At 65.0% G+C, this 23,592-nt stretch carries 21 protein-coding genes; 15 read left to right on the top strand and 6 right to left on the bottom strand.

Annotation, left to right across the window (positions count from 1 at the left end):
- Positions 1–55 precede the first annotated feature (55 nt).
- Positions 56–991, bottom strand: coding sequence for a ribokinase (locus tag ACVIYL_RS40880; RefSeq protein WP_456781256.1), 936 nt, complete (start codon positions 989–991; stop codon positions 56–58).
- 22 nt (positions 992–1,013) lie between these two features.
- Positions 1,014–1,907, bottom strand: coding sequence for a sugar kinase (locus ACVIYL_RS40875; protein ID WP_018270479.1), 894 nt, complete (start codon positions 1,905–1,907; stop codon positions 1,014–1,016).
- Between the two features lie 226 nt (positions 1,908–2,133).
- Here ACVIYL_RS40875 and ACVIYL_RS40870 point away from each other — a divergent pair, with 226 nt between their 5' ends.
- The 9 genes from ACVIYL_RS40870 to ACVIYL_RS40830 all read left to right on the top strand — a co-directional run bounded on the left by ACVIYL_RS40870 (position 2,134) and on the right by ACVIYL_RS40830 (position 11,692).
- Positions 2,134–2,994, top strand: a complete 861-nt coding sequence (locus tag ACVIYL_RS40870; RefSeq protein WP_456781255.1) for a VOC family protein — start codon at positions 2,134–2,136, stop codon at positions 2,992–2,994.
- A gap of 218 nt (positions 2,995–3,212) precedes the next feature.
- The gene (locus ACVIYL_RS40865) at positions 3,213–3,869 is read left to right on the top strand and encodes a TetR/AcrR family transcriptional regulator (protein WP_375166778.1); all 657 of its coding nucleotides are present in this window, start codon (positions 3,213–3,215) and stop codon (positions 3,867–3,869) included.
- Positions 3,870–4,137: 268 nt separating this feature from the next.
- On the top strand, positions 4,138–4,947 hold the full coding sequence (locus ACVIYL_RS40860) for an ABC transporter permease (protein WP_456781254.1): 810 nt from the start codon (positions 4,138–4,140) through the stop codon (positions 4,945–4,947).
- Positions 4,948–5,083: 136 nt separating this feature from the next.
- Positions 5,084–6,082: an ABC transporter substrate-binding protein gene (locus ACVIYL_RS40855; protein WP_456781253.1), complete on the top strand. Its 999-nt coding sequence runs from the start codon at positions 5,084–5,086 to the stop codon at positions 6,080–6,082.
- Positions 6,083–6,206: 124 nt separating this feature from the next.
- A complete protein-coding gene (locus ACVIYL_RS40850; RefSeq protein WP_456781252.1) occupies positions 6,207–7,052 on the top strand; it encodes an ABC transporter ATP-binding protein in 846 nt (281 codons plus the stop codon).
- 14 nt (positions 7,053–7,066) lie between these two features.
- Positions 7,067–8,473, top strand: a complete 1,407-nt coding sequence (locus ACVIYL_RS40845; protein WP_456781251.1) for a hypothetical protein — start codon at positions 7,067–7,069, stop codon at positions 8,471–8,473.
- Positions 8,470–9,621, top strand: coding sequence for a Gfo/Idh/MocA family protein (locus ACVIYL_RS40840; RefSeq protein WP_456781250.1), 1,152 nt, complete (start codon positions 8,470–8,472; stop codon positions 9,619–9,621). The genes ACVIYL_RS40845 and ACVIYL_RS40840 overlap by 4 nt, the downstream gene beginning before the upstream one ends.
- A 14-nt stretch (positions 9,622–9,635) precedes the next feature.
- On the top strand, positions 9,636–10,829 hold the full coding sequence (locus ACVIYL_RS40835; RefSeq protein WP_456781249.1) for a dihydrodipicolinate synthase family protein: 1,194 nt from the start codon (positions 9,636–9,638) through the stop codon (positions 10,827–10,829).
- Positions 10,829–11,692 carry a sugar phosphate isomerase/epimerase family protein gene (locus ACVIYL_RS40830; RefSeq protein WP_456781248.1) on the top strand — a complete coding sequence of 288 codons (864 nt, stop codon included), beginning with the start codon at positions 10,829–10,831 and terminating at the stop codon, positions 11,690–11,692. The genes ACVIYL_RS40835 and ACVIYL_RS40830 overlap by 1 nt, the downstream gene beginning before the upstream one ends.
- A 46-nt stretch (positions 11,693–11,738) precedes the next feature.
- On the opposite strand, the gene ACVIYL_RS40825 is transcribed toward ACVIYL_RS40830, so the two are convergent.
- The gene (locus ACVIYL_RS40825) at positions 11,739–12,431 is read right to left on the bottom strand and encodes a potassium channel family protein (protein ID WP_028331847.1); all 693 of its coding nucleotides are present in this window, start codon (positions 12,429–12,431) and stop codon (positions 11,739–11,741) included.
- Positions 12,432–12,560: 129 nt separating this feature from the next.
- Positions 12,561–13,484, bottom strand: a complete 924-nt coding sequence (locus ACVIYL_RS40820) for a Spy/CpxP family protein refolding chaperone (protein ID WP_456781247.1) — start codon at positions 13,482–13,484, stop codon at positions 12,561–12,563.
- A 51-nt stretch (positions 13,485–13,535) separates the two neighbouring features.
- Here ACVIYL_RS40820 and ACVIYL_RS40815 point away from each other — a divergent pair, with 51 nt between their 5' ends.
- Positions 13,536–13,991 (top strand): hypothetical protein, encoded by a 456-nt coding sequence (locus ACVIYL_RS40815; protein ID WP_456781246.1) that lies wholly within the window; start codon positions 13,536–13,538, stop codon positions 13,989–13,991.
- A 522-nt stretch (positions 13,992–14,513) separates the two neighbouring features.
- On the opposite strand, the gene rocD is transcribed toward ACVIYL_RS40815, so the two are convergent.
- Positions 14,514–15,728 (bottom strand): ornithine--oxo-acid transaminase, encoded by a 1,215-nt coding sequence (gene rocD / locus ACVIYL_RS40810; RefSeq protein ID WP_456781946.1) that lies wholly within the window; start codon positions 15,726–15,728, stop codon positions 14,514–14,516.
- Positions 15,729–15,845: 117 nt separating this feature from the next.
- Complete coding sequence (locus ACVIYL_RS40805; protein WP_456781245.1) at positions 15,846–17,069, bottom strand: cytochrome P450; 1,224 nt, start codon at positions 17,067–17,069, stop codon at positions 15,846–15,848.
- 204 nt (positions 17,070–17,273) lie between these two features.
- Here ACVIYL_RS40805 and ACVIYL_RS40800 point away from each other — a divergent pair, with 204 nt between their 5' ends.
- From ACVIYL_RS40800 to ACVIYL_RS40780, 5 genes are all read left to right on the top strand, one after another.
- Complete coding sequence (locus ACVIYL_RS40800; RefSeq protein WP_456781244.1) at positions 17,274–17,807, top strand: phosphonopyruvate decarboxylase; 534 nt, start codon at positions 17,274–17,276, stop codon at positions 17,805–17,807.
- Positions 17,804–18,394, top strand: a complete 591-nt coding sequence (locus ACVIYL_RS40795; RefSeq protein ID WP_456781243.1) for a thiamine pyrophosphate-dependent enzyme — start codon at positions 17,804–17,806, stop codon at positions 18,392–18,394. Before ACVIYL_RS40800 ends, ACVIYL_RS40795 begins: the two co-directional genes overlap by 4 nt.
- A gap of 64 nt (positions 18,395–18,458) precedes the next feature.
- The gene (locus ACVIYL_RS40790) at positions 18,459–19,160 is read left to right on the top strand and encodes a TetR/AcrR family transcriptional regulator (protein WP_026192475.1); all 702 of its coding nucleotides are present in this window, start codon (positions 18,459–18,461) and stop codon (positions 19,158–19,160) included.
- A 1-nt stretch (position 19,161) separates the two neighbouring features.
- Entirely contained in the window at positions 19,162–20,355 is a 1,194-nt protein-coding gene (locus ACVIYL_RS40785; RefSeq protein ID WP_456781242.1) for an efflux RND transporter periplasmic adaptor subunit, read from the top strand.
- Between the two features lie 81 nt (positions 20,356–20,436).
- Entirely contained in the window at positions 20,437–23,538 is a 3,102-nt protein-coding gene (locus ACVIYL_RS40780) for a multidrug efflux RND transporter permease subunit (protein WP_283062979.1), read from the top strand.
- The last annotated feature ends 54 nt before the right edge of the window (positions 23,539–23,592 follow it).

The following is a 23,592-nucleotide window of genomic DNA, read 5'->3' as shown; positions in this document are numbered from 1 at the left end:
GTTGGCGGAGACGAACGCAGTTGCCACGCGTGTGCCCCCAAACTGTGGCCGGTGGTTATGGGTCCCGGCCTTCGCCGGGACGACGCGTGGAAAGAACCGCGGCCACCTCATCCGCCGTCGGCATCGACGGCGCGGCTCCCATCCGTTGCACGCAAATCGAGGCGGCGGCGTTGGCGTACGCCAGGGCATCGCCGAGCGGCTTGCCGATGGCAAGCTGTGAGGCGAGGGCGCCGACGAAGCAATCGCCGGCGCCTGTGGTGTCGACGGCCTTGACCTCGCGTCCCGGCACGAGCAGCGGCTGGTTGTCGACCAGCGCCAGCACGCCGCGCTTTCCGAGCGTGACGCAGACGATCCTGCCTTGCCCCAACGCCCGGGCCGCCTCGGAGAAGCGCTCCGGCGTGTCGCTGTCGCGCAGCCCCGTGCCGGTCAGGTAGCCGAGTTCGGTCTCGTTCAGAACGAGGATGTCGACGAGATCGAGCAGAGCCTTGTCGGCCTGTTTTGCCGGTGCCGGATTGAGGATCGTGGTGGCGCCGACGGCGCGGGCGCGTCGGAAGAAGGCAGCGATCGCCGGCAGCGGGATCTCGAACTGGCTGACCGCGACGTCACCCCTCGCGAGGACGGGGGCCGCGACATCATCGGCCTCGACCAGCCCGTTGGCGCCCGGCACGACGACGATCGTGTTGTCGGCGTTGGCTAGCGTGATGATCGCCGTGCCTGAATGCGTGCCGTCGGTGTCCTTGACGAAGGTGAGATCGACGCCTTGCGCGGCAAGGAACGTTCGCAGCTCCTTGCCGAATGCATCGGTGCCGAGCCGGCCGATCAGCGTGGTCGGTATGCCGAGCTTGGCCGAAGCCACCGCCTGGTTGGTGCCCTTGCCGCCGGGAAAATAGAGCACGGCCTCGCCGGCCACGGTCTCGCCGATCCGCGGATGGCGCTCGGCGGTCGCCACCACGTCCATATTGATGCTGCCGGCGACGAAGACGCGCCCCATGGCCTAGCCCCATTCACCTCTATCAAGCCTCGGCGCGAAACTCCTGCTTGACCGCCGCGATATCCGCCAGCGTCGGCAGGCCGGCCTCGTTGCCGAGCTTCTGGATCTTGAAGGTCGAGGCTGCGCGCGCGAACTTGAAGTGCTCATGCCAGCCTTTGCTCGGGTTTGACAGGTAGGAGTAGATGTAGGCGCCGTGGAAGACGTCGCCGGCGCCGTTGGTATCGATCACGCGCGCGCGCGGGATCGGGAAGGCCGGCAGCGTGCGCACTGTGCCGGCCTCGTCATACCAGAGCAGGCCGCGCTCGCCCATGGTGACGCCGCCGACCTTGCAGCCGCGGCTCTTGAGATAGTCGAGCATCTGCTCCGGCGTCTTGTCCATCTGCTCGCACAGGCGTTCGGCGACGATCGCAATGTCGATGAATGCGAGCAACTCGTGGGTGTTGGTGCGCAGGCCGCCGCCGTCGAGCGAGGTCAGGATGCCATCCTCGCGGCACAGCTTCGCATAATGGATCGCGGCGTCCGGCTGGTGGCCGTCGATGTGCAGCGCGCGGCAGCCCTTGATGTTCAGCAGCGGAAAGGGGTGGATGTGCTGGTCGTCGCGGCAGCGGACGATGGCGCGCTTGCCGTCGTTCGGCATGATGAAGGACAGCGAGGAGGAGTTGACCTTGCGGGGGTGGAACGAGATGCCGTACCTGTCGGCCATGTCCCAGAACATCCGTCCGAGCCAGTCATTGGCCATGGTGGCGATCAGGTCCGGCGGGACGCCGAGCTTGGCGCAGCAGAATGCTGCGGTCACCGCGTTGCCGCCGAACGACACCGCATAGGCGTCGGCGACGTGCTTTTCGTCGCCAACAGGCATGTGATCTGTGATGAAGGTGACGTCGATATAGGTCTGTCCGATGAAGAGGGCCTGCATTCGCTTTCCGTCGTGGCTTGGTGTGGTCCCGGCCGGCGGTTCCAGACTAGCATTGCTGATCGGCCGATATCGCTGAAAATATTCGCAACCCTGCCTGGTTTACAGGTAGAGATGATGGCTGCGCCGGGCCGTTCTGGCATGCGGCATAACGGCCGGCGGCAGTCCGTGGTTCCGGGTTGGGTTAAGGGAGAAACACAATGACGGCAGATTCGGGGAGGTTGCAGCCATGATTACCGGTCTCGATCACGTCGTCGTCTTGACCAGCGACATCGCTGCTGCCGGCGCCGCCTACGAGACGCTGTTCGCGCGGACGCCTTCCTGGCGCTACAGTGGCGGCGGCGCGGACCGCACACTGTTCACGCTCGACAACACCACGCTGGAATTGGTGGCGCCGCTCGGCGACGATGACGCAGCCCAGCGCATCCGCAGCGCGATCGTTACGCAAGGTGAGGGGCTTGCGAGCCTCTGCTTCCGCACCAGCGACATCGCCAGGACACACCGCCGGCTCGACCGGCTGACGCTGAAGCCCGAACCCGTCGCGGAGGTGGAGAGCCGCGACGACACCAGTGGAGCCGTGCTGTCGTGGAAGCGCACGCGGGCCGCGACCGATGCGACGCGCGGCGTGCGCATGTTCTTCCTGGAACGCGAGCAGGAGCGGCCGTTGTCGGTGCGTACTACGACCGCATCGATCACCGCGATGGATCATGTGGTGGTTTCGACCGCCGACCCGGAACGCGCCGCCGCGCTCTATGGCGCGCGGCTCGGGCTCGACATGGCGCTCGACCGGTCGCATCCGGAGTGGGGCCGGCTGATGTTCTTCCGCTGCGGCGACCTCGTGGTCGAGGTCACGCACCGGCCGGGCAAGGAAAACAACAAGGCGGAGACGGATGCGCCGGACCGGCTGCGCGGCATCTGCTGGCGCGTCACCGATATCGACGCCGCACGTGCGCGGCTGATCGCCGCTGGCGTCGACGTCTCCGAGGTCCGCACTGGCCGCAAGCCCGGCACGCGCGTGATGACGGTGCGCAACAGCACATGCGGTGTGCCGACGCTTCTGGTGCAGCCTTCACAAGGAAAGCCGGACTAGGCCGCGTTTCATGCGCGCGTCGTCACGACAGCGTGCATCCGGGAATGGCAGGGAGGACGCTGCATGCCGCGTCTGCGAGAAATATTCCCGCATGGCCGTCACGACAACATTCGTTCTCAAACGTCGTTCGTCATGCTACATTCATCAATTCAGCATCACGGGCGATCGATTTGGCCAAGGCAAAGCGAATACAGAGATGGCAGCGCGACCCCCAGGGGATGCGGCTGCGGATTCTCGAGGCGGCCAAGCAGGAATTCGCCGCCCATGGCCTCGCCGGCGCGCGGGTCGACCGCATCGCGGCCAACGCCGACGCCAACAAGCGCATGCTGTACTACCACGTCGGCAACAAGGAGGATCTCTATCTCGAGGTGCTGGAAGGCGCCTATGAGAAGATCCGCGCCGAGGAGCGCACCCTCGATCTCGAGCATCTCGATCCGCCCGAGGCGATCGGGCGTCTGATCGACTTCACCTGGAACTATTTTCTGCGCAATCCCGAGTTCCTGGCACTGCTGAACACCGAAAACCTCGCCAAGGCAAAACACCTGAAGCGTTCGACCAAGGTCAAGTCGATGCACTCGCCCTTTGTCGAGATGATCCGTACCGTGGTGACGCGCGGGGTCGAGAGCGGCGATTTCCGCGTTGCGGTCGATCCGGTGCAGCTCTACATCTCGATCGCCGGGCTGGCGTTCTTCTATCTATCCAACAGCGCCACGCTGAGCGTGATCTTCGGCCGCGACCTCTTGAAGAAGGACGCCCGCGACGAGCGCCTCGAGCACATGATCGCGCTGGTGCTGGCGGCGCTGACCGGCAAATCCACGGCGGCGTTCGGCGGCGCGATGCCGGTGCTGCGCGCGGCCGAGCACCGCGTGGTGTGAGGCGCACGTTCGCGCTCATTACTGATGCCCGTAGCCCGGATGGAGCGGAGCGCAATCCGGGACAGCTCAGTCCCGGATAGTCCGGTCCCGGATTTCGCTGCGCTTCATCCGGGCTACACAGCTACGAAGTCTCATCCGACAAAAATTCTCGCCTGACGAAAGTAGCGTATTTCGGCGCGATTTTGCCGCGCGCTTGGGGCTGGACAGTATTTATCCAACGGGTTAATTTCTGAACGAAGAGAGAGAGAGACTGCAAAGGGAGCGTGACGTGGCGGAGGCAAAGAGCCCTTCGGGCCTGTCGAAGGTGCTGAATGCGGCGTGGGTACGTCCGTTCCTGTTTTTGGTCGTCATCGTGGCGGCCTGGGACCTTGCGATCCGCTTGTTCCATATTCCGGCCTACCAAATTCCCTCGCCCGGCGACGTCGTCGCGGTGCTGTGGAGCGACTGGCCGGAGCTGTTGCGGCAGTCCTGGCCGACCACCTATGCAACGATTTGCGGCTTTCTGCTCTCGGCGCTGTTCGGCATTCCCGTCGCGATGCTGATCGCGGGTTCGAAGACGGTCGAGAGCTACGTCTATCCGCTGCTGGTGTTCTCGCAGTCCGTGCCGAAGATTGCGATCGCGCCGCTGTTCGTGGTGTGGTTCGGCTTCGGCATCATTCCCAAGGTGATCTCCGCGTTCCTGCTCGGCTTCTTCCCCGTGGTGGTCTCGGCGGTGCAGGGCTTCAAGTCGGTCGACCCTGATATGGTCGATCTGGCGCACGCGATGCAGGGCAGCCGCTTCCAGGTGTTCCGCGCGGTCAACCTGCCGCACGCGATGCCCGCGATCTTTTCCGGCCTGAAAGTCTCGGTGACGCTCGCCGTAGTCGGCGCCGTCGTCGGCGAGTTCGTCGGCTCCAATTCCGGCATCGGCTATGTGATGCAGCGCTCGATCGGCACCTTCGACCTGCCGACGATGTTCGCCGCGCTGGTGATCCTCGCGCTGCTCGGCGTCATCCTGTTCTGGATCGTCGACCGCATCGAGCGGCTGGTGATTCCCTGGCACGTCAGCCAGCGCGATGACATCATTTTTGCTTCCTAGGGATATCGCAGAGCCACCTAACGAAAAGGGAAACCGTCATTGCGAGCGAAGCGAAGCAATCCATCGCGCCACAAGCTGAGAAATGGATTGCTTCGTCGCTCTCGCTCCTCGCAATGACGAAAAACAGGGAGAGAACGTGATGCGATTGATCACTGCTGTCATTGCCGCACTGGCCTGGACCGCGCTTGCGGTGGCCCCTGCATCTGCGGCCGACAAGGTCGTGCTGATGCTGAACTGGTACGTCTACGGCGAGCACGCGCCGTTCTATTACGGCAAGGCCAAGGGCATCTATGCCACTGAGGGCATCGACCTCGAGATCCAGGAAGGCCGCGGCTCGGCCGCGACCACGCAGGCGGTGGCCGCCAAGACCGCCGATTTCGGCTATGTCGACGTGCCGACGATGATGCGCGCGGCCGTGAAGGGTGCGCCGGTGATTGCCACCGGCGTGCTGCTGCAGACCAGCCCGATGTCGGCGATGAGCCTTGCCGACAAGAACATCAGGAAGCCGGAGGACATCAAGGGCAAGACGGTCGCGATCACGCCGGCGGATTCGATGACGCAGATCTGGCCGCTGTTCCTGAAGAAGACCGGTCTGAAGGAAAGCGATTTCAACACCGTCGCCGGCGACGGCCAGACCAAGCTCAACGCCGTGATCAACGGCCAGGCCGACCTGCTGCTCGGCTACGTCATGGACCAGTCGATGAAGATCAAGGACGCCACCGGCAAGGACGTCTATCCGATCAAGTTCGCCGACTACGGCATCAACATGGTGTCGTCGGGCATCATCGCGAACTCCGACTATGTGAAGGCCAATGCCGACCTGGTCCGCCGCTTCATGTCGGCGACGACAAAGGCGGTGGAAGCCGCGGAGAAGGACCCCAAGGCGGCTGTGCAGTCGATCCTCGACGCCAACCCGAAGGGCGGCAAGATCGACACGTTGACGCAAGGCTTCGAGCTGACGATCCCGCTCTATCGTACGCCGGAGACCAGGACCAAGCGGCCGTTCCAGGTCACCGACCAGAACATGACCGAGTCGGTCAATTTGATGGTCGAGTATGGCGGCCTCGACGCCAAGGCCAAGGCAAATCCGAAGGCGTTCTACACCAACGACTATCTGCCGAAGGGTGACTCGTGAGCGCAACAAACACCGTCATTCCGGGGCGATGCAAAGCATCGAACCCGGAATCTCGAGATTCCGGGTCTGGTCCTTCGGACAATCCCGGAATGACAGCATTCTACATCCCAGTGGATTCGGCAGAATGAATCCTGCAACCAAAGCAGCCGATGTCCAGCCCGCCGCGCATCTGCGCCTGGTGTCGGACCGCGCGGCGGGTGCCACGCCGGGCATCAAACTGTCCGGCGTCTCGAAGACTTACCGCTCGCGCGACGGCGATGTGCCGTCGCTGCGGCCGCTCGATTTCACCATCAATGACGGCGAGTTCTTCGTCGTGGTCGGGCCCTCCGGCTGCGGCAAGTCCACGCTGCTCAAGATGATCTCGGGCCTGCTGCCGCCGACGACAGGCAAGGTGCTGGTCGACGGCGAGCCGGTGACCAGGCCGCACGGCAGTGTCGGCATCGTGTTCCAGAACGCGCTGCTGCTGCCGTGGCGCAACATCCTCTCCAACGTGATGTTGCCGATCGACATGAAGCAGCTGCCGCGGGACAAGTATCTCGCGCGCGCCAAGGATCTGCTGAAGCTGGTCGGCCTCGAAGGTTTCGAGAAGAAGCTGCCTTGGCAGCTTTCCGGCGGCATGCAGCAGCGCGCCTCGATCTGTCGCGCCCTGGTGCACGACCCCAAGATCATGCTGATGGACGAGCCGTTCGGCGCGCTCGACGCCATGACGCGCGAGCGGATGAATGTCGAATTGATGCGGATCCAGCGCGAGACCGGCAAGACGGTCCTGTTGATCACGCACTCGATCCCGGAAGCCGTGTTCCTCGCCGACCGCGTGCTCGTGATGACCGAGCGGCCCGGCGCGATCGCCGCGATCTACGACGTGCCGATGCCACGGCCGCGCTCGCTCGAGACGATGTCCGATCCTGTCTTCAACGAACTGGTGCAGCGGATCCGGAAGCATTTCTTCTCACAGGGGTCGCTGGACTAACACCCGAGCCGTCAATGCCGCTTCGCCTCAAAGTCAACGATATCGCCTTCTTCGAACGGCCGCTGGTGTTCGCCCGGCCGTTCCGCTTCGGCGCGGTGACGATCACCGCATCGACGCAGATGTTCGTGCGGGTCGAGATCGAGGTGGAAGGCAAGGGCCGCGCCACCGGCGCCAGCGCCGAGATGCTGGCGCCGAAATGGTTCGACAAGCGGCCGCATCTCACCGAAGCGCAGTCGCTCGACGGGCTTCGCCGCTCGCTTGCGATCGCGCGCGGGCTCTATCTGGCGAACAAGGGTCTTGAGACCGCGTTTGGCCTCCACGCCGAACGTATCGGCCCGCAGGTTGCGGCCTGCGCAGCTGAAGACATTCCGCCGCTTGCCGCCGGCTTCGGTCCGGCCGAGATCGACAAGGCGATGCTGGATGCGCTGCTGCGCGCGACCGGCGCGAATTTCTTCGACGGCATGGCCGACAACATCGCCGGCATCGACGCGCGGCTGACGCCTGATCTAGACGACGCGGCGATCGCGAGGTTCCTGTCGACGCGCCAACGGCTCGAGCGTGTCGCCGTCAGGCACACGGTCGGGATGGACGACAAGGTTGAAGGCGATGGCGGCGTCGCCGACCGCAACGAGAACGCCGGCGCGCGCTATTTCAAGCTCAAGCTGAACGGCGATCCCGAACATGACGCGGCGCGGCTGGCGCGGATCGGCCGCGAGCTCGCAAAGCTGCCTTACGCCACCAGGATCACGCTCGATGCCAACGAGCAATATGCCGACCTTGCCGCGCTGAACGCGCTGGTCGACCGGCTCGACCATGACGCGGCGCTGCAGCCGATCAGGGCAAACCTGCTCTATATCGAGCAGCCGATGCCGCGCGATATCACAAGAGCCTCGCCGCTCGGGAAGCTGGCGGCGCACGGCTTCATCATCGACGAGGCCGACGATTGCTATGATGCATTCCCGCAGGCGCGCGTGCTGGGCTATCGCGGCATCTCCTCGAAATCGTGCAAGGGCGTCTACAAGTCGATCATCAACGCCACCCGCGCGGCCGGGTGGAGCGCGGATGGCGGCCAGTATTTCATTAGCGGCGAGGATCTGACCTGCCAGGCCGGGCTCGGCGTGCAGCAGGACCTCGCGCTCGGCGCGCTGATCGGCGTCGCCCATGCCGAGCGCAACGGGCATCATTATGTCGATGGCTTTGCCGACACGCCGGCTGACGAGGCCGACGCCTTCCTCACCGCGCATCCCGATCTCTACGCGCGCGCGGGCGGCAAGGTCCGCCTCGCGATCCACGACGGCGATCTCCTGACCGGATCGATCGCCGCCGCGCCGGGCTTTGCCAGTTCGATTCATCCGGACTGGTCCACCATGCAGCCGCTGCGGCGGCCAACACCACGCGTTTCGCAGGAGCAAGCAGTATGACGACCAAACGCCTCGGCCTGATCATGAACGGCGTCACCGGCCGTATGGGGCTCAACCAGCATCTGATCCGCTCGATCGTCGCGATCCGCGAGCAGGGCGGTGTGCGGCTCGCGAACGGCGACCGCGTCATGCCCGATCCGATCCTGGTCGGCCGCGACGCCGAGAAGGTCGGCGCGTTGGCAAAACGCTACAACATCGAACGCCACACCACCGATCTCGATCGCGCGCTCGCGGACAAGGGCGACACCGTGTTCTTCGACGCCGCGACCACGCAGGCGCGGCCCTCGCTGCTGACCAAGGCGATCAATGCCGGCAAGCATGTCTATTGCGAGAAGCCGATCGCGACCAATCTCGGGGAGGCCGTTGCGGTGGTGAAGCTCGCCAATGCCAAGGGCCTCAAGCACGGCACCGTGCAGGACAAGCTGTTCCTGCCGGGCCTGAAGAAGCTCGCCTTCCTGCGCGACTCCGGCTTCTTCGGCCGCATTCTCTCGGTGCGCGGCGAGTTCGGCTACTGGGTGTTCGAGGGCGGTTGGCAGGAAGCGCAGCGGCCGTCGTGGAATTACCGTGCCGAGGATGGCGGCGGCATCATCCTCGACATGGTCTGCCACTGGCGCTACGTGCTCGACAATCTGTTCGGCGAGGTCGAGAGCGTGACCTGCCTCGGCACGACTGACATCCCCGAGCGCTATGACGAGAAGGGCAAGAAATACCAGGCGACCACCGATGATTCCGCCTACGCCACCTTCCGCCTGAAGGGCGGCGTCATTGCGCACATCAACATGAGCTGGGTGACGCGCGTCTACCGCGACGACCTCGTCACCTTCCAGGTCGACGGCACCCATGGCTCGGCGGTGGCGGGCCTGACCGACTGCGTGATCCAGGCACGCCAGGCGACGCCGCGGCCGGTGTGGAATCCGGACGAGAAGCGGATCCACGATTTTTATGCCGACTGGCAGAAGCTGCCTGAGAACGTCGTCTACGACAACGGCTTCAAGGAACAGTGGGAGATGTTCATCCGCCATGTCTGCGAGGACGCGCCCTACAAATACACCCTGCTCGAAGGCGCCAAGGGCGTGCAGCTCGCCGAATGCGCGCTGAAGAGCTGGAAGGAGCGGCGCTGGATCGACGTCGCCCCGATATCAGTCTGAGAAGGGACTTTGTCATGAACAAGCCTGTCCGACCGATGTCATCGCTGTCGCTGAAGCTGCCGACCGCTGGCGGCGGCCTCGAGACCTATCGCCTGGCGGCGTCGCGGACCTTTCCGGCGAAGCTCGAGGGTACGCTGAACCGCGTGGCGTTCTCGGCGGCGCATGTGGTGGCCGATCCGCGCGCCGATGTCGATCCCTGGCTGGCCGCGGCGATCGACTGGGACAAGACGATCGCGTTTCGCGAGCACGTCTGGGACCTCGGCCTCGGCGTCGCGGAAGCCATGGACACCGCGCAGCGCGGCATGGGGCTGGATTGGCCGACCTCGCTCGAACTGATCCAGCGCTCGGTGAAGGCGGCGAAGGCCAGGGGCAATGCGCTGGTGTTTTCCGGCGCCGGCACCGACCATCTCGCGGTGGAAGATGCCAGGTCGATCGATGATGTGATCCGTGCCTATGAGGAGCAGATCGCGGCAGTGGAGAAGGCCGGCGGCCGCATCATCCTGATGGCCTCGCGCGCATTGGCAAAGCTCGGCCAGAGCGCGGTGGATTACGCTAGGGTCTACGACCGTGTGCTGTCGCAGGTCCGTGAGCCCGTGATCATTCACTGGCTCGGCGACATGTTCGATCCGGCCCTGTCAGGTTACTGGGGTACGGCCGATCTCGACAAGGCGATGGATACGGCGGTTGCCATCATCAACGCCAATGCGGCCAAGGTCGATGGCGTCAAGGTCTCGCTGCTCGACAAGCAGCGCGAGATCGACATGCGGCGCCGACTCGATCCGCGGGTCAAAATGTACACCGGCGACGACTTCAACTATGCCGAACTGATCGCCGGCGACGACAAGGGATTTTCCCACGCGCTGCTCGGCATTTTCGATGCGATCGCACCGGCGGCGTCCTACGCGCTGTCGCGGCTCGCGGCCGGCGATGAGGCCAGCTTCCACGATGTGCTTGGACCGACGGTGCCGCTGTCGCGCCACATCTTCAAGGCGCCGACGCGCTTCTACAAGACCGGCATCGTGTTCATGGCCTATCTCAACGGGCACCAGGATCATTTCACGATGGTCGGCGGGCAGGAGAGCGCGCGCTCGACCTTGCATCTTGCAGAGCTGTTCCGGCTCGCCGACAAGGCTGGTCTGCTCGCCAATCCGGAGCTCGCGACGCGCCGGATGACGACGATCCTGGCCATCCGCGGCATCGACGCCTGATGCGCGACTTTTCCAACGACCACCGCTGGCTGTCGCTGAACACGGCGACCGTCCGCAAGCAGGGCGATCTTCTCGCCATCGTCGAGGCCTGCGCGCGCCATGGCATCCGCGCCATCGATCCCTGGCGCGACCAGGTTGCAGCCGTCGGCCTCGATCGCGCCGTCCGTGCGGTCAAGGATGCCGGGCTCGATCTGTCGGGCTATTGCCGCGGCGGCATGTTCACGGCAGATGGCGCGCATCGCAGCGAAGCGCGCGACGACAATCGCCGTGCGGTCGACGAGGCGGCGGCACTAGGCGCCTCCTGCATCGTGCTGGTGGTCGGCGGCCTGCCGCAATATTCACGGCCAGGCAGCGCCGCGTCCAAGGATATCGCATTGGCGCGATCGCAGGTGCATGACGGCATCGCCGAGATGCTGGACTATGCGAAGCAGGCCAAGCTGCCGCTTGCGATCGAGCCGCTGCATCCGGCCTATGCCGCCGACCGCGCCTGCGTGAACACCACGAAGCATGCGCTCGATATCTGCGACGCGCTCGATCCCGACAGAACCGGCGCGATCGGCGTCGCGCTCGACGTCTATCACATCTGGTGGGATCCGGAGTTGATGAGCCAGATCGCACGCGCCGGCCAGGATCGCCTGCTCGCGTTCCATGTCTGCGACTGGCTGGTGCCGACCAAGGACATCCTCAACGACCGCGGCATGATGGGCGACGGCGTCATCGACATCAGATCGGTGCGCGCCGCCGTCGAGGCGCAGGGCTTTGACGGCTATTCGGAGATCGAGATCTTCTCGAATGCCTGGTGGGGCCGTCCGCTGGACGAAGTGCTGCGAACCTGCATCGAGCGGCACCGGACGGTGGTCTAGGACACCGTCAGGTGGGCACGGCGCCGCATGCGCGCCTCGTGCCTCATTACGACTCTTCGTTGCGGTGCTCGATCTCCAGCGTGACGAGGCGCGCCAGCAGCGTTGCCGGATAGAGCTGGCCGAAGATCGCCTCGAGATTGCACAGGCTCCGCGCGATCGGATGCAACGGAGCGACGTCGCCATAACCTGTCGTCGTGAGCGTGGCGAAGCTGAAATAGAGGACGCGGCTTGCCAATGTCGGGCTGTCTTCCACCTTCATGCCGGGAAATGCATCGGGCCTCAGCGTACCGACAAAGGTGTAGAGCGCCGCGAAGATCACGGCGACCGTGAGATAGAGCAGGACCGCGCCGATCACACGGTGATAGGTGACGCGGCCTGGCGCGAACGTCGCGCGCGCCACCGTCACGGCCATGGTGAGGCCGACGAGCAGCCAGGATGCGGCGAACAGGTTGAGATCGAAAATTGAAGGTGAGCGTAGTCTCAGGATCCCGCCCGTGACGATCATGACGAGCGCGACCAGCATCGTGACGACCGCCAGCGTGCTGCCTGACATCAGGAAGACGCCGCCGACCAGGACCAGCGCGAGCAGGAGCTCAAAAATCTGGAATTCGAACAGGCCCAACGCCTGCAACGGCGCCACCACGAAAATCATGACCAGGAGCAGGACAGTGAGCACCGTCAACAAGGAATCGCCCCAGCGCTCGCGTAGCTCGCCAGTGCTCATCCAGCCGCGCTTCATTCCCGCCCCGTCATTCGGCATTGCATCGGGATGCCGGTACCAGACATTGCTGCGCGCCGGCCGCAAAGGCAAGATGGGGGACTGGCATTCTGTGGCGCGCCCGGCGATCCGGATCGCCGTCCGGCCGTCTCAGGGGCTCGCGACCCGCTGCAGCGTGTTGAAGCGGGCTTTCTGCTCGCTGCTCAGCATCGCATAGAACTCGTCCAGTGCGGGCTCGATCAGCTTCGCGGCCTTCTGCATGGCCTCGAGCCGGTGCTGCATCGCCTCCAGCCGGCCGACCGGCGTCAGCGGCACGTCGTTCGGGCAGGCCGCCTGCAGGTCCGCGATGGCTTTTGTGGTCGCATCGCTCAGGCGGTCGAGCGCCTCCTTCTGCTTGCCCGCCGGATGAAGCGAGGCCGCGATCCGGTTGATCGGCAGGTGGGCCAGGTCGGATTTCGAATCGCCGCAATTGCCGGCTTGCGCGGTCGCCTCCTGTTGCGCCGAACGCTCGCCGACGTGCGGACCAAGCGCATTGAAGCGGGCCTGTTGCTCGTCGCTGAGCGAGCTGTAGAAATTCTCCAGCGAAGGCCGCACGATCTTGATCGCCTCGAGTGTCGCGCTGATGCGGTTCTCCATCGACCGCAAGCGGCCGGTGGGCGTCATCGCATAGCTGTCCGTGCAGGAGTCCTTGAAGATATCGGCGGCCTTTGCCGCTGATGTCTTCAACTCATCTAGGAGCGCGCGCTGCTGCTGGTCCGGCCGTACCGCCCGCGCGATGTCGGCGAGCGGCCAGGCCGTGACGCCCTTGTCCGGTTCGCCGCAGAGCTGCTTGACTGCCTGCGGGCTCGTGTCGGTGCGTTGACGGGACCGATCGCGGCCTGCGGTCGCCGGATAGTCGCCAGGATTGATGCTGGCATAGGCGGAGTAGGGACTGTTGGTGTCCCAGAACACGGTGTCGACGAAGTCGTCATAGGCGTAGGCCCAATAGCCGGGCTCGTAGGCGTAGGACCAGAACGTGTAGTCAAAGATGTCCGAATAGGCGTAGGGCCAGAACACCGGCCCAAGCCACGCCACGAAGGCCGCGTGGCTGCCGCGGCGCCAGGCATGCCGGGGCGCCCAGCCGCCTTGGCGCGCCGCAAGCCCTGCCTGGCCTTGCGCACCTGCCTGCTCGCGGAAGCGCGCGGCAAATCGCTCACGCTGAGCCGCCTGTGTCGCGGCCGTGGTCGCGACAGCAGCGCCAACCGTCGCTGCCGGCGCGAATCTCTGCTGGCGGGCAACGTCGGCCTGCTGCGCACGCTGCTCGCGCTGCAACAGACGGCTCTGCGCCTGCAGGGCACGGTCATGGACGCGTTGCGCGCGTGCGCCTTGGACCTTTTGCGACTGCAATTGCTGCACGCGTTGCTGCAGGCGATCGATCCGGGTTTGCCGCTCGGTGGTCTGGCGCGAGAGCGCCTCACGCTGCCGCTGCTGCGCCGCCTGCTGGCGTTGCTGGATCATTTGCTGCTGCTGCTGCGCGCGCTGTTGAACGCGCTCCGTCGGCGACGGCCGCTCGCTCAAGCGCGACGGTGGGCTCGGACGTGATGGCGCCGCGATATGCGGAGCCTGGCGCTGCGGTGCTCCTCGACGGAATTCGGGGCGTGGCGTTGCGACACGCGGCGCGGCGATATGGGGGGCCTGGCGCACCGACGGGGCGGCGAAATGCGGGGTCGGGCGCGGCGCCATCGCCGGTCGTTGCGGGGCGTGGAACGCGGGTGCCGCCGGCCGTGCCATCGCGGGTGGCCGAGCCATTGCAGGCGGTCTCGCCATTGCGGGCGGCCTGGCCATTGCGGGAGGGGCGGCGTGTACCATCGGGGCGGGACGCGCCATCGCGGCCGGTGCAGCCGGCCTTGCCGCCGGTGGACCCTTTCCGTGTGGCTGGGCGGACGCGCCGCCGTGCGCCACGAGCGTCGAGCTGCCAATCAAAAAGACAACAAGCAAAGCGCCGCGGGAAAGCATGAGCTTAGCTCTCCGTTCAACAGTCGCCCGCAGTGCTTTAACGCACCGACGTCGGATTCGTTCGTTGTGGCTACGGCCGGCGTTACGGTCTTCCGGCGAGGGGAACCGTCAGGAAACGTCCTGCGTGAGGGTCGCCGCGATCCGCTCCGTCGCCCAGTCGACCTGATCGCCCGTGATCACCAGCGGCGGAGCGATCCGGATGGTGTGCTCATGGGTGTCCTTGGCGAGGATGCCGCGCGCCTGCAGCGCCAGGCAATAGCGACGGGCGCCGCCGGCTTCGGGATGCAGCTCGATCGCCAACATCAGCCCGCGCCCGCGCACCTCGCGGATCACGTTGGCGCGGATGTCCTGCAATCCGGCGAGAAAGCGGGCGCCCTGTTGCGCGGCGTTCTCGATCATTCCCTCGTCGATCAGCACGCGCAGCGCCGCCCGCGCCACCGCGCAGGCCAGCGGATTGCCGCCGAAGGTCGAGCCGTGCTGGCCGGGCCGCAGCGTGCCGAGCACGGCGTTGTTGGAAAGCACCGCCGACACCGGATAGAAGCCGCCCGACAGCGCCTTGCCGAGCAGCGTCACGTCGGCCTCGATCCCTTCGTGCTGCTCGGCGAGCAGCTTGCCGGTGCGGCCGAGCCCGGTCTGAATCTCGTCGAGCACAAGCATCACATTATGCGTGGTGCACAGCTCGCGCACGCGGGCGAAATAGCCTGGCGGAGGAATCACGACGCCGGCTTCGCCCTGGATCGGCTCGACCAGGAAGGCCGCGGTGTTCGGCGTGATCGCCTGCTCGAGCGCGGCGGCATCGCCGAACGGGATGATCTTGAAGCCCGGCGCGAATGGGCCGAAATGGTCGCGCGAGCCGGGATCGGTCGAGAAGCCGACGATGCCGAGCGTGCGTCCGTGGAAATTATTGGCGCAGACGATGATCTCGGCCTGCCCGTCCGGCACGCCCTTGACCTCATAGGCCCATTTGCGCACCGACTTGATCGCGCTCTCCACCGCCTCGGCGCCGCTGTTCATCGGCAGCACCTTGTGCGAGCCGGTCAGCTCCGCGAGCTCGCGGTAGAAGGGAGCAAGCTGGTCGTTGTGGAAGGCGCGCGAGGTCAGCGTCAGCCGCTGCGCCTGCTCGATCATGGCTGCGAGGATCTTCGGATGGCAGTGGCCCTGGCTCACCGCCGAATAGGCGGAGAGACAGTCGAGATACCGGTTGCCATCGGTATCCCAGACCCAGACGCCTTCGCCGCGGGACAGCACAACCCCGATCGGCTCATAATTGTAGGTGCCGAACCGCGCCTCGGTTGCGAGGAAATCAGTGACCGATGCATTCATCATGCGTCACTCCCGCTGCAGCGCACGAGAGATTACATCAAATCGTGCCTGCAGTTGATTTGGGCATCAGTTCCTCCACAGGGAAGTGTGTCGCCGGCCAAATTCGCAGGAGACAATTTACGCGCTGATGCTGCAGGGCACGCTGAGGAATCCTCGGAAGCGCACCCGCCCGCCGCGCACCGGCGCGCCGTCAAGCGCGTAGTTCGGGAAGCGTTTGAGGAACCGCGAGATCGCGATGGCGCCTTCGAGGCGCGCCAGCGCCATGCCGGCGCATTGATGCGCGCCGGTGCCGAAGGCGAGGTGGCGGTTCGGCGTGCGCGCGACGTCGAAAGCTTCGGGGTTGGGGAATTGCGCGGGGTCGCGGTTGGCCGCGCCGATGCACAGCGTGACCAGCGTGCCCGCCGGCAGCTTGATGCCGCCGAGCTCGGTCTCTTCCACGATCATGCGGTTGCCGAGCTGGTTCGAGCTTTCGTAGCGCAGCATCTCCTCGACCGCGGTCTTGATGAGTTCGGGTTGCGCGATCAGCCGTTGCTTCTGATCCGGATTTTGGCTGAGCGTCACCAGCCCGTTGCCGATCAGATTGGTCGTGGTTTCGTGGCCGGCGTTGAGCAGGAAGATGCAGTTGTGCAGCAATTCCTTCGCGGTCAGCCGCTCGCCATTGTCCTCACCCTGGATCAGCCTTGTCAGCACGTCGCGTTCGGGATTGCCCGGCTTCTTGCGGCGGCGTTCAACCAGCGTTTCGAGATAGGCGAGGAAATCCTTCACCGCATTGTTGCCGCGGTCGAACGCCTCCTTGCCGATCACCGGCTCCAGCGCGCCCAGGATCGCCAGCGACCAGTCACGCAGCGGCTCGCGTTCGTCGTGCGGCACGTCGAGCAGATTGCCGATCACCTCGACCGGAATGGCCGAGGCGAAGTCGCCGATCAGCTCGAAGCGGTCGCGGGTCTCGATCCGGTCGAGCAGGCTGTCGACCAGCGCGATCAGGTCAGGCTCCATGCCGGCGATCGCCCGCGGCGACAATGCGCCCATGATCAGCCGCCGCACGCGGGTATGCGCCGGCGGATCGTTGAAGACGAGGCTGGTCGTGTGATGCTCGTAGAGCAGCGAGTTGCCGTATTTCGGCAAGAACTCCTTCTTCTTGTCGGAGGAGAATGCCTTGGTGTTCTTGTAGGCGGCGATGAGGTCGTCGTAGCGGGTGAGAAAATAGCAGCCGTTCGGCAGCCGCTTGACCGGCGCGCTCTCGCGCAACGCGCGATAGGTCGGGTAGGGGTCGGCATAGAACTCCGGCGTCAGCTTCTCGAGGTCGAAGCCGTCAGCCAGCTCCCGCGCGTGTCCGTTCATGGCGCATCCAACCCAATTAGTTTCATTTGCAACTATCGTAAGCCGCGGGCGGCGGCCGCGCAACACAATTTGCCAGGCGCCGGGAACAGCGCGCCGGGCGCCGCGTGGTGCGAGCAAATCGCAGAGCCATATGCGGTTTTGCGCTTTGATGAAGCGCACGCGCCCCTCTACAGTCGCGACCAAACAACAAGACCGGAAACGCCAATGCATGCCCGTGCCGACACTGCGGCCTCCTGGCCCGAGGAGATCTTCTCGATATTGCAGCGCTTCGAGGTGCGTCAGGTGCCCTACGTGCCCGACGCCGGCCATTCAGAGCTGATCGAGCGGGTGCTGGGGTCGTCCTCGATGCGCGGCATCGCGCTGACCACCGAGGAAGAGGGCGTGGCGCTGCTCGCGGGCGCCTGGGCCGGCGGCCAGCGCGGCGTGCTGCTGATGCAGTCGAGCGGGGTCGGCAATTGCATCAACATGCTGTCGCTGGTGCAGATCTTCCGCCTGCCGTTCCTGACGCTGGTGACGATGCGCGGCGAATGGGGCGAGTTCAATCCCTGGCAGGTGCCGATGGGCTCGAACACGCAAGGGATACTCGAACTGTCCGGGATCAAGGTGCTGCGCGCCTCGCACCCTGAAGAAGTCCGCGAAGTCGTCGAGGCCGGCGCAGCGCAGGCCTTTAACGCCTGCACGCCCACCGCCGTCCTGCTGTCGCAGCGCCTGATCGGGCCAAAGGTCTTCACCAAATGAGCAAAGCCAATCTCCTCGACCGCCGTGCCGTCGTTTCCGAACTGCTGAAAGATCGTAAGGGCGCGTTCGCCGTCGGCGGCCTCGGCGCCTCGACCTATGACATCGCCGCTGCCGGCGACCACGACCGCAACTTTTATCTCTGGGGTGGCATGGGCGGCGCCGTGATGATCGGGCTCGGCCTCGCGCTGGCCCAGCCGACGCTGCCGGTCGTCGTGATCACCGGCGACGGCGAGATGCTGATGGGGATGGGAAGCCTCGCCACCGTCGGCCTGCAGCAGCCCAAAAATCTCTCGATCATTGTGCTGGACAATGAGGCTTACGGCGAGACCGGCGGCCAGGCCAGCCACACCGGCGGAACCGCCGACCTCGTGGGTGTTGCCAAAGCCTGCGGAATCGGGGATAGCCGGGCGATCAGCACGCTGGCTGAGGTCGAGGCTTTTGCCTCGTCTTTGCAAGACGTTACGGCGGGGCCACGGTTCGCCAGCGCGAAGATCGACGGGGCCAATCTGGAGCGTGTGCTGTCCAGCCGCGACGGCACCTACCTCGTGAACCGCATCAGAGGGTCGATCGGCCACACTCCTATTTAAAGTGGCTTTCGCGGTGCAATAGAACCTTGACTTTTGGTAAAGTGAGTGATTACTCACGACCCAAATGTCTACCTTACGCATGACGAGTGACTTGCGGCGTCAGTTGATCCTGAGCGCCGCAAAGCGGTGTTTCGCCCGCAACGGCTTTGCCGGCACCACGACAAAGAGCGTGGCGGCCGCGGCTGCCATTTCGGAAGGGCTGCTTTTCAAGCACTTCCCGTCCAAGGCGGCGCTCTATGCCGAGATCCTTGCCGAGGAGTGCGAGGCGGATCCCGATCTCGCGCACCTGCTCGGGCAGGAGCCCTCGACTGCGACGCTGGTCGAGCTGGTGCAAGGCATGGTCGGTCACTTCATGCAGTTGCGTGATGCGCCGGACCAGGAAGAGGCGCAGCGGATGCGGCTGATGGTGACGAGCCATCTCGACGACGGCGAGTTTGCGCGCCTGCTCTACGACAAGGTCGGCAAGCTGATCGGCCCGACCTTCGCCGCCTCGCTCGAGCGGGCGATCGCCGCCGGCGAGGCCACGAAGATCGGCGACGAGCCGCTCAACCTGTTCTGGTTTGCGCACCATACCGTGCTGATGGGTGCGCTGACCCAGCTGCCTGCGACACCATGTCTCCCCTACGGCGATGCCGCTGCGGCCGAGCGGCAGCTTTGCCAATTCATCCTTCGCGGCATCGGACTTACCGAAGCCGCAATTTCAACTCATTTGGGCCGCCAGCCGTCGCCGATCGCAGGACCGTCGGTAACTGCAGAAAGTGCATGACATGAATATTCAGACCGAAAGCCACATCTCGGGGCAACCGATCAAGGAGAAGCAAGCCAAGCGTCCCGTCCGCATAGTGCGCTGGTTCATCATCGTAGGCCTGTTGCTGGCCCTGCTCGTCGGTGCGCTGGTCGGCTTCAATGCCTTCCGCAGCCACATGATCGCGCAGTTCTTTGCCAACAATAAGCCGCCGCCGGCGAACGTGTCGGCCGTTGAGGCGAAGACGGAAGTGATTCCGAACCTGCTGACCGCCGTCGGCGATCTCGTCGCCGTGCACCAGGTCAACGTCACGACCGACGTGCCGGGCCGCATCACCGAGATCCTGTTCACCGCCGGCAGCCACGTAAAGGCCGGCACGCCGCTGGTGCAGTTGTTCGACGCACCGGAGCAGGGCGACCTCGCCAACTACAAGGCGCAGGCGACCGTCGGCGAGTTGCAGCTCGACCGCGCCAAGCAGCTCGCGTCGCGCCAGTTCGGTCCGCAATCGACCGTCGACACCGCGCAGGCGGCTTACGACCAGGCCAAGGCGGGCATTGCCAAGACCGAAGCACTGATCTCGCAGAAGCTGGTGCGCGCACCGTTCGAAGGCGATCTCGGCGTGCGCCAGGTCGAAGTCGGCCAGTATCTGACGGCCGGCACGCAGATCGTGTCGCTGACCGATCTGTCGGTGCTGTACGCCAACCTGACCGTCACCGAGAAGCAGAGCTCTCAGATCAAGGTCGGCCAGGCCGTACGGGTCTCGGTCGACGCCTATCCGGGCCGCACCTTCGAGGGCAAGATCACGACCATCGAGCCGCAGATCGCGACCGACACCCGCAACATCCGAGTGCAGGCCACGATCCAGAATCCGGACAGCATCCTCAAGCCCGGCATGTTCGCGACCACCACGATCGTGCTGCCCGGGAAGCCGCCGGTCGTGACCATTCCCGAAACCGCGGTCGACTACACGCTGTACGGCGACTCGGTGTTCCTGATCACCGAGAAGAAGGGCGACGACGGCAAGACCACCCTGACCGCGGACCGCACCTTCGTGAAGACCGGTAACCGCGTCGAGGGCCGTGTCGAGATCCTCAAGGGTCTGAAGGCGGGGGACAAGGTCGTCGCAGTCGGCCAGATCAAGCTGCAGTCGGGCATGCCGGTTGCGATCTCGACCGATCCGCCGCCGCCGGTTCCGGCCGAACCGCCGCGCTACTGATCTTCATTCATCGAACTCGGAGGGCCATCGGCCCTCCGCCACATCTTGCCGCAAGCCGGCAGAACACGAATCGAGTTGGCGATGGCCTTCACTGATATTTTCATCAAGCGCCCGGTGCTGTCGGTCGTCGTCAGTCTGCTGATCCTGCTGATCGGCCTGCGCGCGGCGATGGTTTTGCCGATCCGGCAATATCCGAATCTTTCGAACACCGTCGTGACGATCACCACGTCATATCCCGGTGCGTCGCCCGAGCTGATCAACGGCTTCATCACCACGCCGATCGAGCAGGCCGTCGCGTCGGCCGAAGGCGTCGACTACATGACGTCGAACTCGGTGCTCGGCACCTCGACGATTCAGGTCTACGTCAAGCTCAATCACGATCCGAACCAGGCGCTCACCGAGGTGCTCGCCAAGGTCAACTCGGTCAAATACCTGATCCCGAAGGAAGCCTTCGATCCCGTCGTGACCAAGGCGACCGGTGACACCATCGCCGTGATGTATCTCGGCTTCTCCAGCGAGGAGCTGACCGGATCGTCGATCTCCGACTATCTGACCCGCGTCGTGCAGCCGGTGCTCTCGACGGTCGATGGCGTCGCCTCGGCCGACATCCTCGGCGGCCAGACCTTCGCGATGCGCGTCTGGCTCGATCCGACCCGCATGGCCGGACGCGGCGTGTCGCCCAACGACGTCGCCGCCGCGATCGCCGCCAACAACTTCCAGGCCGCCGCCGGCCAGACCAAGGGCTTCTTCATCGTCTCCAACGTCTCGGCCAATACCGACCTTCAGAACATCGATCAGTTCAAGCGGATGATCGTGAAGGCGAAGGACGGCGGCTTCGTGCGCATCGAGGACATCGCGACGGTGGAGCTCGCCGCGCAGAGCACGGACGCCAGCGTCGCCTTCAACGGCGAACATGCGATCTTCATCGGCATCAAGGCGACGCCGCAGGGCAACCCGCTGACCCTGGTGAAGGGCGTGCGCGCGCTGTTCCCCGACCTCGAGCGCAACCTGCCGCCGTCGATGAAGATGAAGGTGGCCTACGATTCCACCAAGTTCATTCAATCGTCGATCGATGAGGTCGAGAAGACGCTCACTGAAGCGGTCCTGATCGTCGTCGTCGTCATCTTCCTGTTCCTGGCCTCGCTGCGGTCGGTGATCATTCCCGTCGTCACCATCCCGCTGTCGCTGATCGGCGTCTGCATCCTGATGCTGGCCGCCGGCTTCAGCTTCAACCTGCTGACGCTGCTGGCGATGGTGCTGGCGATCGGCCTCGTGGTCGACGACGCGATCGTTGTCGTGGAGAACATCCATCGACATCTCGAGGAGGGCCTGCCACCGGTGCAGGCATCGCTAAAGGGTGCCCGGGAAATCGTCGGTCCCGTCATCTCCATGACGATCACGCTGGCGGCGGTGTACGCGCCGATCGGCTTCCTCGGCGGCGTGACCGGCACGCTGTTCCGCGAATTCGCCTTCACGCTGGCGGGCTCGGTGATCGTGTCGGGCGTGATCGCGCTGACGCTGTCGCCGATGATGTGCTCGGTGTTCCTCAAGAGCGCGGAGGAGGGGCGTTTCGCCAGGGTGGTCAACCGCGTGTTCGGCGCGTTGACGCGGGCCTATGGCCGTCAGCTCGACCGTTCGCTCGACTACCGCCCGATCACGGCGCTGTTCGCCGTGACCATCCTCGGTCTGGTCGGCTTCCTCTATATGCACATCCAGAAGGAGCTGGCGCCGCAGGAGGACCAGGGCATCGTGTTCGCGGTGACCAAGGCGCCGAAATACGCCAACATCGACTACATCGATTTCTACGGCGACAAGATGGACAAGGAGTTCCAGAAGTTTCCCGAGACCGACCTGCGGTTCATCCTGAACGGCATCACCGGTCCGCAGGGCGGCTTCGCGGGCATGCTGCTCAAGCCGTGGGATGAGCGCAAGCGCAGCGCGCAGGCGCTGCAGCCGCTGGTTCAGGCCGAGCTGTCCAAGATCGAGGGCATCAGCGCGTTCGCGTTCAGCCTGCCGCCGCTGCCCGGCGGCCCCGGCGGTCTGCCGGTACAGATGGTGATCTCTTCGACGGCCGGATTCCAGCAGGTGTTCGACCAGATGAGCAAGCTGAAGGATGCGGCGCGCAAGAGCGGCCTGTTCATCGTCACCGACAGCGACCTCGACTTCAACCAGCCGGTGGTCCGGGTGAAGGTCGATCGCTCCAAGGCGAGCGACCTCGGTATCACCATGCAGTCGATCGGTGGCGCCCTGGCGACGCTGCTCGGCGGCAACTATGTCAACCGCTTCAATCTGGAAGGACGCTCCTATCAGGTGATCCCGCAGGTGCCGCGCGCCAGCCGGCTCGCGCCTGAGGCGTTCAACGATTACTACGTCCCGACGGCGACCGGGCAGCTGGTGCGGCTGTCGACCGTGGTTTCGGTCGAGACCGGCGTCGATCCGAACGCGCTGACCCACTACAATCAGCTCAACTCGTCGACCTTCCAGGCGGTGCCGATGCCCGGCGTCTCGATGGGCCAGGCGGTGGAGTTCCTGCAGGGTGAAGCCAAGAAGCTGCCGTCCGGCTTCAGCTACGACTTCCTGGCCGACTCCCGGCAATACGTCCACGAAGGCAACCAGCTGCTGGTCACCTTCGCGTTCGCCATCATCATCATCTTCCTGGTGCTGGCGGCGCAGTTCGAGAGCCTGCGCGATCCGTTCGTGATCATGATCTCGGTGCCGATGGCGATCGTCGGCGCGTTGATCCCGCTGTTCTTCGGCGTCGCCACCATGAACATCTACACCCAGGTGGGCCTGCTGACGCTGGTCGGACTGATCACCAAGCACGGCATCCTGATGGTGGAGTTCGCCAACGAGTTGCAGCTCAACGAGGGACTGGACCGCCGCGCGGCGATCGAGATGGCCGCCCGGATCCGCCTGCGTCCGATCCTGATGACGACGGCGGCCATGGTCACCGGCCTGCTGCCGCTGCTCACGGCCTCGGGCGCCGGCGCTGCCAGCCGCTTCTCGATCGGGCTCGTGGTCGTAGCCGGTATGACGATCGGCACGCTGTTCACGCTGTTCGTGCTGCCGATGGTCTACACGGTGATTGCGACCGACCACCAGGCCGCGGCCCATTCCGATCGCGCCAAGCAGATCGCCGACTACGAGCTCGACCGTCGCGGCGGCGCGCTGAAACCGACCTGAGCCCTCCAAGCTCATGCTCGCAGGGAAGGCGGCACTGGCGAAAGCCACTGCCGC

Source organism: Bradyrhizobium sp. USDA 3315 (genome assembly GCF_054056795.1).
This window is presented reverse-complemented; position numbering and strand designations above follow the sequence as displayed.

What these genes read in the sequence shown, in the direction of transcription:
- ACVIYL_RS40790 (WP_026192475.1), top strand. Translation starts at nt 18,459, where the DNA reads ATGTCTACCTTACGCATGACGAGTGACTTGCGGCGTCAGTTGATCCTG.
- ACVIYL_RS40850 (WP_456781252.1), top strand. Translation starts at nt 6,207, where the DNA reads ATGAATCCTGCAACCAAAGCAGCCGATGTCCAGCCCGCCGCGCATCTG.
- ACVIYL_RS40780 (WP_283062979.1), top strand. Translation starts at nt 20,437, where the DNA reads ATGGCCTTCACTGATATTTTCATCAAGCGCCCGGTGCTGTCGGTCGTC.
- ACVIYL_RS40835 (WP_456781249.1), top strand. Translation starts at nt 9,636, where the DNA reads ATGAACAAGCCTGTCCGACCGATGTCATCGCTGTCGCTGAAGCTGCCG.
- ACVIYL_RS40825 (WP_028331847.1), bottom strand. Translation starts at nt 12,431, where the DNA reads ATGAAGCGCGGCTGGATGAGCACTGGCGAGCTACGCGAGCGCTGGGGC.
- ACVIYL_RS40795 (WP_456781243.1), top strand. Translation starts at nt 17,804, where the DNA reads ATGAGCAAAGCCAATCTCCTCGACCGCCGTGCCGTCGTTTCCGAACTG.
- rocD (WP_456781946.1), bottom strand. Translation starts at nt 15,728, where the DNA reads ATGAATGCATCGGTCACTGATTTCCTCGCAACCGAGGCGCGGTTCGGC.
- ACVIYL_RS40830 (WP_456781248.1), top strand. Translation starts at nt 10,829, where the DNA reads ATGCGCGACTTTTCCAACGACCACCGCTGGCTGTCGCTGAACACGGCG.
- ACVIYL_RS40840 (WP_456781250.1), top strand. Translation starts at nt 8,470, where the DNA reads ATGACGACCAAACGCCTCGGCCTGATCATGAACGGCGTCACCGGCCGT.
- ACVIYL_RS40875 (WP_018270479.1), bottom strand. Translation starts at nt 1,907, where the DNA reads ATGCAGGCCCTCTTCATCGGACAGACCTATATCGACGTCACCTTCATC.
- ACVIYL_RS40870 (WP_456781255.1), top strand. Translation starts at nt 2,134, where the DNA reads ATGATTACCGGTCTCGATCACGTCGTCGTCTTGACCAGCGACATCGCT.
- ACVIYL_RS40865 (WP_375166778.1), top strand. Translation starts at nt 3,213, where the DNA reads ATGCGGCTGCGGATTCTCGAGGCGGCCAAGCAGGAATTCGCCGCCCAT.
- ACVIYL_RS40800 (WP_456781244.1), top strand. Translation starts at nt 17,274, where the DNA reads ATGCATGCCCGTGCCGACACTGCGGCCTCCTGGCCCGAGGAGATCTTC.
- ACVIYL_RS40845 (WP_456781251.1), top strand. Translation starts at nt 7,067, where the DNA reads ATGCCGCTTCGCCTCAAAGTCAACGATATCGCCTTCTTCGAACGGCCG.
- ACVIYL_RS40805 (WP_456781245.1), bottom strand. Translation starts at nt 17,069, where the DNA reads ATGAACGGACACGCGCGGGAGCTGGCTGACGGCTTCGACCTCGAGAAG.
- ACVIYL_RS40785 (WP_456781242.1), top strand. Translation starts at nt 19,162, where the DNA reads ATGAATATTCAGACCGAAAGCCACATCTCGGGGCAACCGATCAAGGAG.
- ACVIYL_RS40880 (WP_456781256.1), bottom strand. Translation starts at nt 991, where the DNA reads ATGGGGCGCGTCTTCGTCGCCGGCAGCATCAATATGGACGTGGTGGCG.